This window comes from Paenibacillus sp. FSL R7-0312 (assembly GCF_038004445.1).
GTDB lineage: Bacteria > Bacillota > Bacilli > Paenibacillales > Paenibacillaceae > Paenibacillus_AQ.
On record NZ_JBBORE010000001.1, the window covers coordinates 3,360,703 to 3,378,698 of the forward strand.

Annotated in this window: 14 protein-coding genes; all 14 read left to right on the top strand. The window is 50.9% G+C overall.

What is annotated here, in order from left to right:
* The first annotated feature begins 718 nt into the window (after nucleotides 1-718).
* The 14 genes from MKX70_RS14660 to MKX70_RS14725 all read left to right on the top strand — a co-directional run bounded on the left by MKX70_RS14660 (nucleotide 719) and on the right by MKX70_RS14725 (nucleotide 17,882).
* Nucleotides 719-1,687 carry an ABC transporter permease subunit gene (locus MKX70_RS14660; protein ID WP_081956627.1) on the top strand — a complete coding sequence of 323 codons (969 nt, stop codon included), beginning with the start codon at nucleotides 719-721 and terminating at the stop codon, nucleotides 1,685-1,687.
* A gap of 18 nt (nucleotides 1,688-1,705) precedes the next feature.
* Complete coding sequence (locus MKX70_RS14665) at nucleotides 1,706-2,584, top strand: carbohydrate ABC transporter permease (RefSeq protein ID WP_042238424.1); 879 nt, start codon at nucleotides 1,706-1,708, stop codon at nucleotides 2,582-2,584.
* A gap of 93 nt (nucleotides 2,585-2,677) precedes the next feature.
* Nucleotides 2,678-4,384, top strand: a complete 1,707-nt coding sequence (locus tag MKX70_RS14670) for an extracellular solute-binding protein (RefSeq protein ID WP_340840237.1) — start codon at nucleotides 2,678-2,680, stop codon at nucleotides 4,382-4,384.
* A gap of 56 nt (nucleotides 4,385-4,440) precedes the next feature.
* Nucleotides 4,441-6,153, top strand: coding sequence for a sensor histidine kinase (locus tag MKX70_RS14675; protein ID WP_197072969.1), 1,713 nt, complete (start codon nucleotides 4,441-4,443; stop codon nucleotides 6,151-6,153).
* Entirely contained in the window at nucleotides 6,107-7,735 is a 1,629-nt protein-coding gene (locus MKX70_RS14680; protein ID WP_052416653.1) for a response regulator, read from the top strand. The genes MKX70_RS14675 and MKX70_RS14680 overlap by 47 nt, the downstream gene beginning before the upstream one ends.
* Before the next feature lie 397 nt (nucleotides 7,736-8,132).
* On the top strand, nucleotides 8,133-9,491 hold the full coding sequence (locus tag MKX70_RS14685; protein ID WP_231637703.1) for an ABC transporter substrate-binding protein: 1,359 nt from the start codon (nucleotides 8,133-8,135) through the stop codon (nucleotides 9,489-9,491).
* A gap of 85 nt (nucleotides 9,492-9,576) precedes the next feature.
* On the top strand, nucleotides 9,577-10,458 hold the full coding sequence (locus MKX70_RS14690) for a carbohydrate ABC transporter permease (protein WP_042238420.1): 882 nt from the start codon (nucleotides 9,577-9,579) through the stop codon (nucleotides 10,456-10,458).
* A complete protein-coding gene (locus tag MKX70_RS14695) occupies nucleotides 10,458-11,285 on the top strand; it encodes a carbohydrate ABC transporter permease (protein ID WP_340783809.1) in 828 nt (275 codons plus the stop codon). Before MKX70_RS14690 ends, MKX70_RS14695 begins: the two co-directional genes overlap by 1 nt.
* A gap of 71 nt (nucleotides 11,286-11,356) precedes the next feature.
* Nucleotides 11,357-12,346, top strand: coding sequence for a LacI family DNA-binding transcriptional regulator (locus MKX70_RS14700; protein ID WP_340783811.1), 990 nt, complete (start codon nucleotides 11,357-11,359; stop codon nucleotides 12,344-12,346).
* 140 nt (nucleotides 12,347-12,486) lie between these two features.
* Entirely contained in the window at nucleotides 12,487-13,461 is a 975-nt protein-coding gene (locus tag MKX70_RS14705; RefSeq protein ID WP_042238417.1) for a LacI family DNA-binding transcriptional regulator, read from the top strand.
* A gap of 53 nt (nucleotides 13,462-13,514) precedes the next feature.
* Nucleotides 13,515-14,453 (top strand): alpha/beta hydrolase, encoded by a 939-nt coding sequence (locus MKX70_RS14710; protein WP_340840238.1) that lies wholly within the window; start codon nucleotides 13,515-13,517, stop codon nucleotides 14,451-14,453.
* A 176-nt stretch (nucleotides 14,454-14,629) separates the two neighbouring features.
* Nucleotides 14,630-15,586, top strand: a complete 957-nt coding sequence (locus MKX70_RS14715) for a carbohydrate kinase family protein (RefSeq protein ID WP_042238413.1) — start codon at nucleotides 14,630-14,632, stop codon at nucleotides 15,584-15,586.
* 10 nt (nucleotides 15,587-15,596) lie between these two features.
* A complete protein-coding gene (gtfA, locus tag MKX70_RS14720; protein ID WP_042238411.1) occupies nucleotides 15,597-17,063 on the top strand; it encodes a sucrose phosphorylase in 1,467 nt (488 codons plus the stop codon).
* 27 nt (nucleotides 17,064-17,090) lie between these two features.
* Nucleotides 17,091-17,882 carry an alpha/beta hydrolase gene (locus MKX70_RS14725; protein WP_340840239.1) on the top strand — a complete coding sequence of 264 codons (792 nt, stop codon included), beginning with the start codon at nucleotides 17,091-17,093 and terminating at the stop codon, nucleotides 17,880-17,882.
* Nucleotides 17,883-17,996 lie beyond the last annotated feature (114 nt).

Below are 17,996 nucleotides of genomic sequence, written 5' to 3' on the forward strand. Positions count from 1 at the left end.
GGTCTCCCGATAGGGGCCGCTGCTCTTTGTGATGGGGTGAGTGTGACACTTGAAGTAGAGGGTGTCACCTGAAGCTGAGAGAGACACCTGAAGTAGAGTATAGCACCTGAGGCATGCGGGTACCGATGGCGTGAGCAGCGTGAGCTTATGGCGGCTGCACCGGCATTGGAGTTGGCATTGGAGTTGGTGTCGCGTTGGCGTCGGTGTTGGCGTCAGGAAATAGTTGGATGTTCAACACTTGTTGACGGGCAGAATGGCCATGGCCAGACAGTAGTTGGAAAAACAGCACTTACTATACCTGTATTGGCACAAAAAAGAAGATTTCCACGAAAATAAGATACATATCTCCAACTAAATTCCTCTAATACACCAATTCAGACAAATTAAGATATGTTTTTCCAACTAATGCTGCCAGAGGGGAGTGTAACTCTTGTTCCAGGCTCAAGTTGCTCGAAACAGCCCAAGCATCTCGAAGCAACCCGGAGCGTCCACCCAAGTGCCAGCATTTATACTTCCTCCAAACACAGCGCCGCCCCGATTCGCTGTGTCATGGCTGTAGGGTAATCTCGCTCTGCCTCATGTACCCACAATTATCATGGTTATCAAATTGTTATCTATGCTCTGGATTTATTATATATCTGAAAGTCTCTACTAGTTATGATAAATCTATAAACCACAGTAAAGAGATACATGTTGACCAGCAAAGGGGAGCAGAAGCATGAAAAACTTGGTTACGCCTGCCAGCGTGAAAGGCGAGAAACTGGATGTGAGTGCGGGGAGTCCCCGGAAGAAATCAAAATGGAGAACAAGCCTTAGTCTTGATCTGATGGTCATGCCGGCGTTGATCTTAACCCTGATCTTTGCTTATATTCCTATGACCGGCCTTGCCATTGCCTTCAAGAATTACAAGCCGGGATTAGGATTCAATGCCTCCAAATGGGTGGGGCTGGAGCATTTCGAGTATCTGTTCAGCATTCCCGAGAACGTTCAGGTGATCTGGAACACGCTGATTATTGCCGGTCTGAAGATGATTGCCGGCCTGATCGTTCCGTTCCTGTTCGCGCTGCTGCTTAATGAAGTTAGGAAAATGGCATTTAAGAAAATGGTGCAGACCATAGTCTATATGCCTCACTTTCTATCATGGGTCATACTGGGCGGTATCCTGTCCGACCTGCTGGCGAGAGACGGAGGCCTCATCAATCAGGTGCTGGTGAGTGTCTTCGGAATCAAACCGATATTTTTCCTGGGCGACGGGAATTGGTTCAGATTTGTCGTTGTCGTAAGTGATGTATGGAAAGAGTTCGGCTTCAATACCATCGTATTCCTGGCCTCCTTGGCCGGAATCAATCCGGCTCTGTATGAAGCCGCTGAAGTGGACGGAGCGGGGCGTTGGCAGCAGACGCGTGCGATTACGATGCCGGCCATGCTGCCGATCACGATCGTTGTTGGAACGCTCGCACTTGGAAACGTTCTCAACGGAGGGTTTGATCAGATCTTCAACCTGTATAATGCGCTTGTGTTTGACAAAGGCGATATCATTGATACGTTTGTCTACAGACTGGGAATTGTCGACGGTAAGTTCAGCTTCTCCACAGCGGTCGGACTGTTCAAATCGGTTGTCAGCTTTGTCCTGATCGTGTCAGCTTACCGCATTTCGTATAAATTTGCTAACTACCGTATTTTCTAGAATGGAGGCCAACGTGGCATGTATCATAAGACAAAACCATACCGTATCTTCACCGTGTTCAACTATATCCTGATGATTGCGATTTCGGTCTTGTGTGTTATTCCGCTCATTCATGTCCTTGCTGTATCCTTCAGCGGAAAGGCTGCAGCCAATGCCAATCTGGTAGGTCTGTGGCCGATAGATTTCACCGTGGATGCCTATACCAAGACCATAGCCAATGAGAATTTCACCCGTTCCATCTGGGTGACGCTGCAGCGGACGGTGCTGGGAACCGCATTCAGCATGGGAGTAGTTATTCTGGCCGCCTATGCGCTATCCAAAGAGAATGCCCGGTTCAGACGCCGGAATCTGTATATCTGGCTGCTGGTGTTCACCATGCTGTTCAGCGGCGGTCTGGTTCCGATGTACATTCTGATTCAGAAGCTGCATTTGATGAATACGTTATGGGTGCTGATTCTGCCCGGAGCCGTCTCGGTATGGAACATCATCCTGCTGCTTAACTTCTTCAGAGCGGTCCCCAAAGAGATGGAGGAAGCAGCCTTTATTGACGGAGCCGGTCATTTCAGAACATTGTTCAGCGTGTATCTCCCGGTCTCCATGCCGGCGATTGCGACCTTATCCCTGTTTACGATTGTGGGGCATTGGAATTCCTGGTTCGACGGTTTGCTCTATATGACCAATCACCGGAACTATCCGCTGGCCACCTTCCTGCAGACGGTCATTGTCCAGCAGGACTTCAGTAAGGTGACGGTACGTCCGGAGGATCTTGAGAATATCTCGCAAAGAACAGTCAAAGCAGCCCAAATCTTCATCGGAATGGCACCGATCCTCATCGTCTACCCATTCCTGCAGCGTTTTTTTGTGAAAGGAATTGTCCTCGGGGCGGTTAAGGAATAGCTGCCTTTCCTATAAAGGGGGTGATGCAAACGCTAAAAAAGATGTACTCATCCATAACTTTTGCTAAAATTTGATTAAAGGGGTGCAAGATTAATGATAAAGAAAATGAAATTCTCTGCTATGGCGGTGTTATCTACAGCCATGCTCGCGAGTCTGCTAGCGGGATGCGGCGGCAACACCAATAAGGAGAAGGCAGAAGGAGACAACAAGCCGGCAGCTAGTGAAGACTCCATGTATTCAGCTCCCTTTGAGAATGGTAAATATACAACGCCCGTGACCATCACGACTGTATTTCCCATTGCGAGCAGCCTGAAATTCAAAAATGGCGAAAATATTGAAAATAACGTGCACACCAAATGGGCAAAGGATACAATGGGAATCGACATCAAGTATCTCTGGACCGTCAGTGACCAGAACAACGCCTATGAAACCAAGCTGCGTCTGATGCTTACATCTGGGGAGAAAATGCCGGACATTATCTCTTTCCGGGGTAGTCCATCGCTTATATCCGATCTGATTGACAGCGGCCAGTTCACGGATGCCGGCGAATTATTCGACAAATATGCCTCCGATATCTACAAACAAGCGATGGCAGAGGAGCCAAGCGTATGGAATCCGTACATGAGAGACGGTAAACGTATGGGGATTCCGATTCTGGAGAATGCCTATAATAATGATCCTGTTATGTATATCAGAGAGGATTGGCTGAAGAAGCTGAATCTCAAGGCGCCGTCTACCCTCGCGGAGCTGGAGACTGTGCTGGATGCCTTCACGAATCAAGATCCGGACGGCAACGGAAAGAAGGATACTACAGGGCTATCTGTAGGATTTAAGAATAACCTGAATACCTGGATGTCTGAAGCCGGCTGGGTCTTTGGAATGTTCGGCGCCATGCCTAACCAGTGGAACAAGACGGCTGATAACCAGCTCGCTTACGGTTCTGTCCAGCCGGAGATGAAGCAAGGGCTGGCGACGATGCAGAAGTGGATGAAGGAAGGATATATCTCCTCCGAATCCGGCCTGTATGATGAAGCCAAAGCAACTGAAGCCTTCACAGCTGGCAAGTCCGGCATTATTGTCGGCCCTTACTGGATGACCGGCTGGCCGCTCCCGGATCTGCAGAAGAACGTTCCGGATGCCGAGTTCAAGGCTTATCCGCTTCCGGCAGGACCTGATGGCAAGGTAGGCAGACACGGCACGAAGATTGCCTCCGGGGCCGTTCTCATCAACAAGGATATGGAGCATAAGGATGCCTTCTTCGTCTATCAGAATTATCTGTTTGACAACTGGGCGAATCCGGACAGCACGACCTTCGTCAATGGCTTCGCCAAAGGCTATGACTATGATATTGCTCCAGACGGAACCATTCTAAAAGAGCAGGACAGCGATAAGATTCCAGGCGGCTGGGTGGATGCGATCCGCTATACCTTAACCTACGACGGAGCCATTATTCCGAACCTGATGATGAATACGCTGGCTAAGCTGGCAGAAGGTGCAGAGCCGTCGAACCAATATGAGAAGAATCTGTCTGAGCGGATTCCTGAACAGATCAAAGCGGCCAAAATCATCATCGACCAAAAAGACAGCGTAATGCCGGAGATGTTCACGGGTACGCCTACTGAAACCCAGCTGTCCCGTGGCGATATGCTGGAGAAGCTGGAGAAAGAAATTCTGAACAAGATTATTTATGACAAAGCGCCGGTGGATGAATTCGATACCTTTGTAGAGAAATGGACAACAACGGGCGGCGATAAAGTGACCAAAGAGGTCAATGAATGGTATCAATCCATTCAGAAATAAAGAAACAGGAGACAAGGGCGGCCCCTAAGGCCGTCCTTTCATTCGGAGGAGCCAAGGTGAAATATCGTCTGTCTATCTTTCAGTGGCTGTCGTTTGTCCTGATGTTGATGCTTCTGATCATCGTTGGGGCTTTTTGGATCATATACAGATTGAACGTTAAGGACATTCAGAGTGAGCTGAGGAAGAATAAAATGTATGAGGTTGAATTCATGACCTCCCAGCTATCCACGCAGTTTGAACAGGTGCTGGCCAACACAATTACGTTGTCGCAGGATCAGTCCGTGCGGGGTTATCCGTATATTCTGAAGTTCGGGGATCAGTATTCCAAATATGAGATGAAGCTGACCATCATTGATAAGCTGGCTTTGAACACGGCTTCCACCACCTGGAAGAACACGGTTATCCTGTATTATGAAGATGAGAAGGAGACGGTATCCTCGGACTCGTCGTTCTCCTTCAGCTCCTTTGCCCCTCCGGAGCAAACCTACAACCGCTGGACTCTGCATATGGATAAGGAGGGTAAGGGGTATTACTCCAATATCATGCGCAGTCATATCAGCTCGCTGTTAATTGAAGTGCGGATTTCTCTGGATAATCTTGTGAAAATGATGGAGCAATATGTGTCGGGGATGCCGATCCTATATGATGCCTCTCAGCAGGCGTTCATTCAGACCGGTGCAGTGTTTCCCGAGGAGTTACTGCAGTCTATGATCCCCCGGATCACCGGGAATAGCGGCACGATTTCAGCGGATGAGCATCATGCAGAGTACTTGATCAATTACATGAAGTCGGACATGCTGGATCTATATTTCATTGACGCCTATCCCAAACGACAGTATATTGAGCCGATCAACCGCAACAACAGGCTGTTCCTCTATGCGGTGCTGATTGTGCTTGTGGGTATTATGTTCTACACGCTCCTGCTTCGCAGGCAGGTGCAGAAGCCCGTGATTACGCTGCGCAAGGCCATTGACAGATTCGACAGGGGCGACTTCTCCAGCCGCGCCGTTGATCTGCAGGTCAATGAGTTCAGGGTGCTGGGCAATTCCTTCAACCGGATGGCGGAGAATACCCAAATTCTGATAGAGCAGGTCTTGGTAGGGGAGATTGAAGTCAAGGAAGCGAAGCTGAAGCAGTATCAGGCGCAGATCAACCCGCATTTTCTCTATAACTGCCTGAATTTCATACAGAGCAAAGCCAGCATTGAAGACCATCAGGCGGTTACTGCGATGACGCTTCATCTGGCCTCGTACTGCCGGTATATTCACAAGATTGAACAGCTGGACTCAACCCTTCAGGATGAGCTGGAATTTGTAGAGCATTACCTTCATATGGTCCATCTGCGCAAAAAAGAGATTGCCTTTGAGTTCAGTGTCACGGCAGAGGCGGGGAAATACCGTCTGCCCCGGATGATTCTGCAGCCGCTTGTTGAGAATTGTATTAAGCATGGAATTGAACCGAATTTAAGTCCCGGAATTATCTCGATTACTGCGGAAGAAGTGGATTCGTATCTTCTGATTACCGTGAAGGATAACGGAATCGGCATGAGCGAGGACAGGCTCGGCACAGTCCGCCGCCATATCGACGACAATCTAATGAACAATAAAATGCTGGGAACCGGACTGAGGAACGTGAATCAGCGGCTGCGCTTATATTTTGGCAAGGACTCCGGGTTATCCGTGGACTCTGCGCTGTCCGAAGGCACCAGTTACCGGATACGGATTGATAAGGAGGGAGAAGCGCATTCTGCAAATTCTGCTGGTAGATGATGAACAATATGTCGTAGATGACCTGGAGCTTGCTTTTCCATGGCAGGATTTCGGGATTGAAAAAGTATACAAAGCCTACTCAGGCGCCCAAGCCATGCAGATCGCTCTGCAATACCCGATTGATATTGTCATTACCGACATTGCGATGCCCGGAATGAACGGGCTTGAGCTGGTGAAGCAGATGCGGTGGACCCACCGGAGAGTCAAGTGTATTCTGCTTACCGGCTATGCCGAGTTTGAATATGCCCGGGAAGCCCTTCAATACGGGGTGGTGGAGTACCTGGTCAAGCCGCTCGATCATCATAAGCTGCGTGCTGCACTGGAGAGCACGATTAAGATCATTCAGAAGGAGATTGACACAACGGCGTCCTATGAGCAGGCGATGCTGGCCTTCCGGGAGCATCTTCCGGCACTACGGGACAAGCTGCTGGCCGAGCTGATTCAGGGCAAAGCTTATCCAGAGCAACGGCTGAAGGAGAAGCTGAGCGGATATCAATTGAATTTTCAGGAGAAAGACCGGATCTTCCTGATCCTGATTCGCCTGGAGGAGCATTTCACGAACTTCGGGCTGGATAGCCAGCTGCTCTTTGAATATGCGGTTACCAATATCGCTTGTGAACTGCTGGGTGCAGGCTTTGAGGTGTGGCACTGCCGGGATACATACGAGAATCTGGTGCTTCTTGTGAAGAGCAATGATGAGGAAGCTATGGACGCGGACAAAATATTGAAGCAGCTAACCCATAACACCCATCAGCTGCATAGCAGTGTGAACGAATATCTGAATGGCGGGATCTCGGTCATTCTGTCTTACCCGGGGGGATTTCCGCTGGATATACGCTCCATGTACGAGGATTCCCAGTCGGCGCTGAGACAGCAGGTGGGGAATGACAAGGGATATTTCATCTCCTTGACGGATAAGCAGAGGAGCTCGCCGGTACAGCCGCTTAAGGACTTATATGCTTCTCCGACGCTGATGCATCTGCTGGAGACCGGCCAGTGGCAAGGCTACAAAGAAAGACTGCAGCAGATGAAGGAGCTCAGCAATAATCTGCCGGCCTATAATGAAGAGTATATTGAGGAGATCCGCAGTATGATCTTGGGCTCTTTTCATTATATTGCCCATAAGAATCATTCCCTGCTGTCAGACCTGGTTGGACGGGAGCTTCTGGATAAAACACTCTTCCGCTCCGTATCCCAGCTGATCAGCTGGGGCGAAACGCTGGTGGATACCCTGCAGGTCAAGCTGGAACGGGATACCCAGAATAACCGGCTGGGCATTATCAAAGAGATGCAGAGCTGCATTGCCGCCAATCTGGCAGAAGCCAGCCAGCAGTTCGTAGCGGACGCCGTCTCGCTTCATCCGGCTTATGTCTCCAGACTGTTCAAGCAGGTCAGCGGAATCAGCATCAGCGAGTATATTCTGAACATGAAGATGGAGCAGGCCGTAGCATGTCTCCGCAATTCCGATATGAAAATCTATGAAATCTCCGAGCAGCTCGGCTATGCCAACAGCCAATATTTCATTAAAGTGTTCAAAGAACAATTCGGCATGACGCCCCAGGATTACCGGGGGAAGCTGTGATTGTATGGATGAAAGAAGCCGGCAAAAGCTGAAGCACTTGAATTCACCGGGTGCCGTTTCTACTTGCAGAGGGATGGGTCAAAATTTGGCGACCCAAGTTGTCCATAGCCAGCTAGAGAACAATGTGAATAAATGAAATACAAAGTAATCGTAAACAGCAGATGGATAAATGCACTTCGTCTTATAAGCTGCACGCGCCGCATAAGTCCTTACCTCAATCACCCCGCAGGGTGATTTTTTCTTTTAAAAACAACAGCCCACACCATATTTGTAATCCTTTGTAATAGATTAAATTTAAATATGATAACCGATTGACATAAATATGTTAACCGGTTATCATAAAGTTGCATCCGAAATGAATGCGCATTCAAACCATTATTGGTAAGGGGGAATTCATTTGAAATTGAGAAAGCTTGCAAGCTGCGTTATGGGTCTAACGGTGGCTATGGGGCTATTGGCCGGTTGCTCCAAGGGTAATTCAGGAACCAGCGCTGTCAAAGGGGAAGAAGGCGCAGCACAGACACAGCCAGCCGCCAAAGACGTTAAGCTCACATTCTTCAATACCTCTGCAGAAGTCAATACAGTGTTTGAGGAGATGTTTAAGAAGTATCACGAGCTGAATCCGAAGGTAACCATTGAACTGATTCCTACGCCGATCGGAGGGGCACAGCTTGAAAAGTTCCAATCCCTGCTGGCTTCCGGTAATCCGGCAACGATTGTTAACCTTGATGCAGGAACGATACTTCAATATAAGGACGATTTTCTGAACTTGGAGCCGGATAAGGCGAAGTATGAAGCGCTGACAAATCCGGGAGCCATTGATGGAGCGTTGCTGGACGGACAATTCCTGGGTATTCCATGGACGGCCCAGGGCTACGGCCTGCTGTACAACAAACGTGCGGTAGAGGAGGGCATTGGCGGTACCTTTGATCCTGCATCCGTGAAGACCCGCGACGATCTGGAAGCGGTCTTTAAGAAAATCGAAGCGGCAGGCAAGGCACCGGTGATGGTCCACGGAGCAGATTGGTCGCTGGGTGCCCACTATCTGGGACTGACCTATTCCTTACAATCGCAGAAGGTGGAGGACAACCGTAAATTCGTGGAAGAGCTGAAGAACGGGCAGGTCAATCTAACCGAGAATCCGCAATTTACCGGTCTGATGGATACCTTCGACTTGCTGAAGACGTACAACGCCCGTAAGAGCGACCCGCTTGTATCCGATTATAACCGGGACAGCGCGGATTTTGCCAAAGGGGACGCGGCCTTCTACTTCATGGGAGACTGGAGCTGGGCGGTCATTGGACCGCTTGAAGGCCGCGACGAGGAATTCGGCATCCTTCCGTTGCCAATCAGCAATAACCCTGAAGACTTCGGCAACGCTCAAGTGGCTTACAGCGAACCTAAGCTATTCGCCATAGATGACTCGAAGTCCACACCTGAGCAGCAGGAAGCCGCCAAAGCGTTCATCGAATGGATGGTAACCAGCGAGGACGGGCAAAAGGCCATTATTACCGATATGGGGCTGTCCATGCCGTATAAGGATCTTAAGGCACAGAGCACCAACATCATGTCCAATGCCGTCAGCAAATACGTAGAGCAAGGGAACATCATCAATATCGGTGTGATTAATTACTTGCCGCAGGATTACTGGGCCAAGACCGGCGCTGCGATGCAGAAGTATCTGGTAGGAAATACTGACCGCCAGGGACTGGCGCAGGAAGTTCAGGATTATTGGAAATCTTATGCGGGGAAATAAAGAGGCCGCTGGTTTATGATAAAAGATTGGATGGGACTGGGGCGGCGCCCCAGCCCATCTTTTATGGAGGAAAGGGGGCAGCACTATGAACAAAAAGTTATCATTGAAGAACACGGGGACCTTCTTAGTCTTCGGAGGTCCCTCCATCTTTGCCTTTACCGCCGTTGTGATCATACCGTTCATCGTCGGCTTATATTTGACCTTTACGAATTGGGATGTCCGTACAGGGGACAGCAGCCTAATCGGCTTCGGGAACTATCTGGAAGTGTTCCGGGATAAAGTCTTCCTCAGCCAATTGTGGTTCACGCTTAAGTATGTATTCTTTACCGTGGTGATTGCCAATGTGTTTGCCTTCTTCATTGCGCTGGCACTGACCCGGGGAGGGAAGGGGGAGCAATGGCTGCGCACCGGCTTCTTCACCCCCAATCTGGTCGGCGGGATCGTCCTCGGATATCTATGGCAGACCTTGTTCTCACAGGTGTTGCCTTACCTGGGCAATAAGTACGGTTGGGATCTGTTCCAGACCTCCTGGCTTACAGACACAGGGACCGCCTTCTGGGCACTGATCATTGCGACAGCCTGGCAGCTCGTCGGATATCTGATGATCATTTACATTGCCGGCTTCACAGGCGTGCCGGGTGATGTTCTGGAGGCCGCCAGTATCGACGGAGCAGGGCGGTATGCGGTAATCCGCAGAATCATTCTGCCACTTACGGTTCCTGCGATCGTCATCTGTATCTTCATCTCACTGTCCCGCTCCTTCCTTACGTATGATATCAACCTTGCCTTGACCAAAGGCGGGCCGTTCAATTCGACGGAGCTTGCCACCTACCATATCGTTCAAAAAGCCTTTCTGTCCAATCAATACGGTGTCGGCCAGGCAGAAGCCGTGGTCTTGTTTGCCGTCGTAGCGATTATAGCCTTGACTCAGTCCTATCTGCTCAAGAAACTGGAGGTGGAATCTTAATGAATGGTAACCAGCGCATCCTCTCCGGACTCAAAACAGGATTATTATACCTGTTGCTGTTCGCCTTTTTAACGCCGTTCCTGCTGATTATTATGAACTCATTCAAGACCACCCAGCAATTCTTCGAGAGTCCTTTGTCCCTACCGACAACGATAGATTTCAAGAACTATGCAAGCGCCTTTGAGAATATGGACTTTATGCAGGGCTTCATGAATTCCTTGATCATTACAGGGATTTCGGTATTTGTCATTATTATCTTCTCGGCCATGACCGGGTATTTATTCGTACGTTACAAATGGAAGGTGAACTCCATCCTGTTCTTCCTCATGCTGGCCTCGATGGCGCTTCCTTTTCAGGTACTCATGATTCCAATGGTTATGCTATACGGGAATATGGGGCTGCTCAATACCAAGCTGACGCTGCTGTTTATGTATTTGGGCTTCGGGGTTCCGTTTGGCGTCTTCACCTTCCACGGATTTATCAAAGGGATACCTTATGAGCTGGAAGAATCGGCCTTTATCGAAGGCAGCAGCACACTGCGGACCTTTTTCAGTATTGTGCTCCCCTTGCTGAGGCCGGTATTCGTAACGCTGCTGGTGCTCGATGTGCTCTGGATTTGGAACGACTATCTTCTGCCCAGCCTCGTGCTGCTGTCGCCGGACCAGAAGACGCTTCCGCTCTCGACTTACACGTTCTTCTCCTCCTATTCGGTAGACTATGCCCCGCTGATGGCCGGGCTGATCATGACGATTATCCCCGTGCTGGTCATCTATCTGTTCCTGCAGAAGCAGATCATCAAGGGGATTACGGAAGGTGCTTTGAAATAAGAGGTAGAACGATGTAGCTGTAATGCAGGCAGAATTCATCTATAATTGAAACTAAAAACAAGGTGGTTTCTATGCCGAATCTAAGAGACGTAGCCAAGCAAGCGGGCCTGTCTGTCAATACCGTCTCCAGAGTGCTTAATAATAGAGGGTATATCAGTGAGAAGACGAAGGAGAAGGTCTACCGGGTGATGAAGGAAATGAACTATCAGCCGAATGAAATGGCCCGGGCCCTGTTCCGCAAAAAATCCAATATGATCGGGCTGATCATACCGACGATCTCGCATCCTTTTTTTGCCGAGCTAACCTCCTATCTGGAATATTATGCTGATCTTAAGGGCTACAAGCTACTGCTGTGCAATTCCAACCGCAACGTAGCCAAGGAAGTGGAATACATCGAGATGCTCAAAAAAAATCAGGTCGATGCCATCATCATGGGCAGTGCGGTGCTGGATGTCCAGCATTATCTGAACCTGGATCTGCCGATTGTCTCCTTCGACCGTATAATCTCGGTGGAGATTCCTGTGGTCACCTCCAATAATCTGGAGGGCGGCAGACTTGCTGCCCGGTTATTAATCGGCAAGGGCTGTCTTCATCCGGTCTATATTTACCGGGGAATTGACGGTCCCCAGCATCATCTGATGCTGGCGGGCCAGAGAAGGGAAGGGTATGAAGCGGAGATGGAGCGCGCAGGACTGCAGCCGCTGCATTTGCAGCTCGATGCTGAAGGGGGCAATTACGCCGGAAGCAACACCGACATTACCGCCTATTTGCAGGAGCATCCTGAGATCGACGGTGTTTTTGCCAGCAGTGATGTGATTGCCGCCGATGTGATTCATGCCTGCAACCTGCTGAACAAGAATATTCCCTCGCAGGTCCGAATCGTAGGTTACGATGATGTACAGATCGCCTCGCTGATCTCACCGCGCCTAAGCACGGTCCGGCAGCCGGTTCAGGAGATGAGCGAAGCTATCATTAAGCTGGCTGTTCAGCAGATTGAAGGCGAAGCCGTTACGATGGTGAACACGTTCCCGGTGACAGTGGTGGAACGAGGTACGACATAGAAACAAGCTCCCGCTGAAACGGATACCGTCCTTTTAAGGACGGCGAACCCGTTTTACACTTATATATTAACCGGTTAATATAGGATCTCTCCCGTTCCCTTAACGAAGGAGGAGAGCTGATTCCGGGGAGGAGGGTACGGATGGCTGTAACGATCAAAGATATTGCAGAGAAGGCGGGCGTCTCCGTCACAACCGTTTCCCGTGTGCTCAATAACCGTGGATATCTGAGTGACAGCCTGAAGCAAAAAGTGAACGATGTCATGGAGGAGATGAACTACCATCCGAGTGAGGTAGCACGCTCCCTGCTGCGCAAGAAATCCAATATTATAGGTCTTATCCTCCCGGATATTTCCCATCCGTTCTTCGGAGAGGTCACCAAGCATATTGAGGCTTATGCCTACGAACACGGGTATAAGCTCATGCTGTGCAATTCCCTGCACCATAAGAAGAAAGAGAAAGAATATATTGATCTGCTGAGAGCCAGCCGGGTCGATGGGATCATCATGGGCAGCCATACAATGAGCGTGAACGATTATAAGTCGATTAACCTGCCGCTGGTCTCCTTGGACCGGCAGATCTCCAGGTCTATTCCGTTTATTGCCTCTGATAATTATCAGGGAGGCGTACTGGCTACCCGGTTACTGCTGCGGAAAAAATGCCGGAATATAGCCTACCTCAGCGGGAATTTGCGGCTCAGTCTCCTGGCTAAACAGAGACATGAGGCCTTCCTGGAGCAGGTCAGCGGACAAGATGTCCAGTTCATCGTGAAACAAACGGATCTGAACGGTTTCAAGTATAAGGAGTATGAGAAGCTGGTAAGCAGCCTATTTCAGGAATGTCCTGAGCTCGACGGTGTATTTGCGAGCAGTGATATGCTGGCGCTGCAGGTGCTCAAGCAATGCCGGAGGCTCGGCAGAACGGTGCCTGAGCAAGTGAAGGTGATAGGCTATGATGGGATTGCGGCAGGAGATGCTGAGGATCTGACGACCATCGTCCAGCCGATCAAGAAGATGGGCGAATTAGCGGTGCATTATCTGCTTCAGCAGATTGCCGGTGAGCAGGTCCCGCTGGAGACGATTCTTCCGGTCCGATTAGCGGAGAAGAGAACCACTTAAGCTTGAGGAACCTAAGATTCATTCACATACGAACAATAATGGAGGAAACATAGATGGAATTCATTCACCGGGCAGCCCCGGAATTACAACAGGGGATTGCCGAATTACCGCCGTTTCATTTGCCGGAGGATCTGGCTGCCGCCAGAAATAACATTCCACTGCCTGCCGTGAAGTCGGAGCGCGTCCGCATTACAGAACAGGTTCTGACCGTTGCCGGTGGCCATCAGATGCAGGTCAGAATCTACGAACCGGCGCAGAGAAAGGAACAACATGCGCTGCCCGCTCTGCTCTGGACCCATGGCGGAGGCTACATTCTGGGTCATCCCGGCGGGGATGATGGGTTATGTGAGAGCTTCGTAGAGACGGCCAACTGTGTCGTTGTATCGCCCGACTACCGTCTCGCTCCTGAGCATCCGTTCCCGGCAGCCATAGAAGACAGCTACGCGGCGTTAGTGTGGCTGGCGGGTGCCGCAAATGGTCTTCATATTGATGCTTCCCGGATAGCAGTCGGCGGAGCGAGTGCAGGTGGGGGACTGGCTGCTGCCCTGGCACTGATGGCAAGGGATAAGGGCGGTCCATCTCTCTGCTTCCAGCTTCCGCTGTACCCGATGCTTGACGACCGCAATCTTACACCCTCCAGTCATGAGATTACGCATCCGGCAGTGTGGAACCGGGCCAACAACCTGATCGCCTGGGAGATGTATCTGGGCGGACCTGCCGGAGGCGAAGCTACCTCCCCATATGCTGCGCCCGGCCGTGCGCAGCATCTGGCGGGGTTGCCGCCCGCCTATACTTGCGTCGGACAGCTGGACCCGTTCCGCGATGAGACGATTGAGTATGTCACCCGGCTGGCACAGGCCGGTGTAGAAGTGGAATTCCATCTCTATCCCGGGGGCTATCACGGCTTCGAGCATGTCGTTCCGACAGCCGGAATTAGCCGCAGAGCCAGGGAAGAATATATTCATGCCCTGGCAAGGGCCTTGAATTCGTGAGGGATGGCCGGACATCTGGAATCATTTTTCGCTGAAACGGTACCGTCCTATAGAAGGACGGCAAAGCCGTTTCCACTTAAATTGAAAAAAGAGAACGGTTTTTTGAAAGTAAACCAGCTACAGAAACCATAGAATGGATATGAAGAAGGGATATTGTAGGGCAAGGGGGAGTACGGGTGTTTAATCTCGGTGAGGCAATACCGTTTGAAGATCAAACGAACGATGTGTTAACGGTGGGGGAACTGCTCGTTGATATGATTGCCAATGAGTATGGCGAGGACACAGCATGTAATGGATATACCAGATATTCCGGCGGATCGCCATCCAATATTGCCATTAATGTCCATAGGCTCGGCATCCGGTCTCATGTCGCTTCGGCGGTGGGGAAGGATGGTCTGGGCGGGTTTCTGATCAGGGGCTTGCAAAGTGCGGAGATGGATACCAGCGGAATCCAGCAGGTAGACGCGTCTACCAGTATGGTGGTGATTACGAAGAGTCAGAGCACGCCGACTCCGATCTTTTACCGCGGGGCGGATTACGGGCTGGAATATAATAATGAGCTTGAGCAGGCGGTCATTCATTCTAAAATCATTCATTTCTCCTGCTGGCCGATCTCAAGAATCCCGTCGCGTGATACGGTTGAACGGGTGATTGAGGTGGCCAGGAAGCATAACCTGCTCATCGGCTTCGATCCCAATTATCATCCCCTGATCTGGCAGCAGGGTGAGGACGGGGTGGCCTATGTCAAAAGCATGATCCCGAAGGTGGATATCATCAAGCCTTCGGAGGATGATGCCGAGCGTCTGTTCGGACCCGGAACTCCGGCAGAGCAAGTCGGGAGATTCCTGGCGCTTGGAGCCAAGCTGGTAATTATGACGCTGGGCAAAGACGGCGCTCTGGTATCCAATGGAAGGGAAACGCTGGCGTTCGCTACCAGAGCTACCCGGATCGAAGATACGACAGGAGCGGGAGATGCCTTCTGGTCCGGCTTCTATGCGGCAGTCGTTAAAGGGTATACGCTCAGAGAATCGCTGGAGCTGGGGTTTGCCGTCAGCGCGTACAAATTGAAATTTACAGGGGCCGTAGTGAATCTGCCTGCCCTGGAAGTCATACAACAAGAATATAACCTGTAGGAGGAAGAAGATGACACTGAAGAATCAAGTCCAATTGATTACCTATCCCGATTCGCTGGGCGGCGACCTGAAGCAGCTTCATCAGGTGCTGCGCGGGCCGTTCGCTGATCTGTTTGCAGGCGGAATTCATATTCTGCCGCCCTTTCCTTCCTCCGGGGACCGCGGGTTCGCTCCGCTGACTTATCTGGAGATTGAGCCGGAGTTCGGCACGTGGGAGGATATCCGCAGCATAGGGGAAGAATTCGATGTGCTGGTAGACCTGATGGTGAATCACATCTCCAGGCAATCGCCTTATTTCCAGGACTTCCTGGAGAAGGGGCGGGCTTCCGCATATGCCGATTTATTCATTACCCTGGACAAAATATGGGCGGACGGCCAGCCTGTCCAGGCGGATATTGAGAAGATGTTCCTGCGGCGGCCTCTGCCCTATTCCACCTACTCCACCCCGGGGAGCGGGGAAGAGAAGGTCTGGACAACCTTTGGCAAAACCGATCCCTCCGAGCAAATTGATCTCGATATCCATTCACCGCTCACCCGGGAGCTGCTGCAGCGGTTCTTTGAGAATTTCAAAGCGCAGAATGTCAAGATCGTCCGGCTTGATGCGGTGGGATATGTGATCAAGAAGCTGGGCACCAGCTGTTTTTTTGTGGAGCCGGAGATTTATGAATTTCTGGACTGGATCAAAGCGATGGCGGATTCGCTGGATATAGAGCTGCTGCCCGAGGTACATGCACATTACAGTATACAGAACAAGCTATCGGAATACGGCTGCTGGATCTACGACTTCATCCTTCCCTACCGGGTGCTTGAGGCACTGACCGGCAGATCCAATAAGGAGCTGTACTCCTATCTGCAGACCCGCCCGCATAAGCAGTTCACGATGCTGGATTGTCACGACGGCGTTCCGGTGAAGCCGGATATGGATGATCTGATTGATACGAAGGAAGCACAGAAGCTGGTGGATCTCTGCGTGGAGCGGGGGGCGAACCTGAGCCTGATTCTGTCGGAGGAGCATAAGGCTCCGGACGGCTTCGATGTCCATCAGATCCGCTGCACGTATTACAGCGCGCTGAATGAAGATGACGATGCTTATCTGGCGGCCCGGGCGATTCAATTCTTCGCACCGGGTATCCCGCAGGTCTATTATGTGGGCCTGCTGGCCGGCAGTAATGATCTGGAGCAGGTAGCCTTGACGGGTGAAGGGCGGGAGATCAACCGCCATAACTATACGCTGGAGGAGATTGAAGCAGAAACTCAGCGGGAGGTGGTGCAGCGGCTGATGAAGCTGATTCGTTTCCGCAATACCTACAGTGCCTTCGGAGGAACGTTCCGGGTGCTGGAGGCGGCAGACCATGAGATCCGGCTGATGTGGGAGCATGGCGGAGACTACTGCCGACTGTTCATTGACCTGCAGAATTACCAGACTGTGATTGAATATGTGGATGAGCAAGGACAGGAAGCGGTTTACCGGGTCTAATCCTAATCATGTTAAGGGGGAATGATTATGGCTACACTGCAAATAAGCCTGCAATCGAAATGTCTGAAGCGGGAAGTGACGTTCAATGCGTTATTGCCGGTGGATCTGCCTGAGGGTCTGGGGCTGCCGGTATGGGCGGGCCAGCCCTTAAGATCCCTCTATCTGCTGCACGGCTTCTCCGGGAGCCATAATGATTGGATGAGCTTCTCACGGATCAGGGAGCTGTCGGACAGATATCAGATTGCGGTATTTATGCCTGCCGGTGAGAATGGCTTCTATGTGGATGATGAGAACAGAGACGCATTCTACGGTGAATATGTCGGCAGGGAACTGGTAGAGTTCACGCGCCGGATGTTCCCGCTGTCTGCGGCGAGCGAGGATACATGGATCGGCGGTTTATCCATGGGCGGCTACGGAGCGATCCGCAACGGCCTGAAGTATGCGGAGCAATTCGGCAGGATTATAGCTTTGTCCTCGGCGCTGATCCCTTACCGGATTGCGGGCATTCCCCCGGACTATAAGGATGGCATCGCCAGCTATTCCTATTACGCAAGTGTGTTCGGTGATTTGAGCCGGCTGCTGGGCAGTGATAAAGACCCGGAGCAGCTTGTGCTGGATGTGAAGGCGAAGGGGCTTGCGCTGCCGAAGCTGTACATGGCCTGTGGAACAGAGGATATGCTGCTGGATGTGAACCGCCGGTTCCATCAGTTCCTTGAGGGTGAAGGGGCCGGACACTACTATGTGGAAGGCCCGGGAGACCACAACTGGGAGTACTGGGATAAGCACATTGAAGCTGCGCTGGAGTGGGCGGATAATTAAACAATATAGATAACGGTTAAAATTAAATAAATCTGGAGACAACAGCGGCCGGAGGGCCAAACATTCACCGTAGTGACGACAGAGCTTCAAGTTTGGATCTTAAGTTCAGTTTAT

Coding starts and splice junctions, on each gene's coding strand:
- MKX70_RS14660 (WP_081956627.1), top strand. CDS start 719: ATGAAAAACTTGGTTACGCCTGCCAGCGTGAAAGGCGAGAAACTGGAT.
- MKX70_RS14665 (WP_042238424.1), top strand. CDS start 1,706: ATGTATCATAAGACAAAACCATACCGTATCTTCACCGTGTTCAACTAT.
- MKX70_RS14670 (WP_340840237.1), top strand. CDS start 2,678: ATGATAAAGAAAATGAAATTCTCTGCTATGGCGGTGTTATCTACAGCC.
- MKX70_RS14690 (WP_042238420.1), top strand. CDS start 9,577: ATGAACAAAAAGTTATCATTGAAGAACACGGGGACCTTCTTAGTCTTC.
- MKX70_RS14695 (WP_340783809.1), top strand. CDS start 10,458: ATGAATGGTAACCAGCGCATCCTCTCCGGACTCAAAACAGGATTATTA.
- MKX70_RS14700 (WP_340783811.1), top strand. CDS start 11,357: ATGCCGAATCTAAGAGACGTAGCCAAGCAAGCGGGCCTGTCTGTCAAT.
- MKX70_RS14705 (WP_042238417.1), top strand. CDS start 12,487: ATGGCTGTAACGATCAAAGATATTGCAGAGAAGGCGGGCGTCTCCGTC.
- MKX70_RS14710 (WP_340840238.1), top strand. CDS start 13,515: ATGGAATTCATTCACCGGGCAGCCCCGGAATTACAACAGGGGATTGCC.
- gtfA (WP_042238411.1), top strand. CDS start 15,597: ATGACACTGAAGAATCAAGTCCAATTGATTACCTATCCCGATTCGCTG.
- MKX70_RS14725 (WP_340840239.1), top strand. CDS start 17,091: ATGGCTACACTGCAAATAAGCCTGCAATCGAAATGTCTGAAGCGGGAA.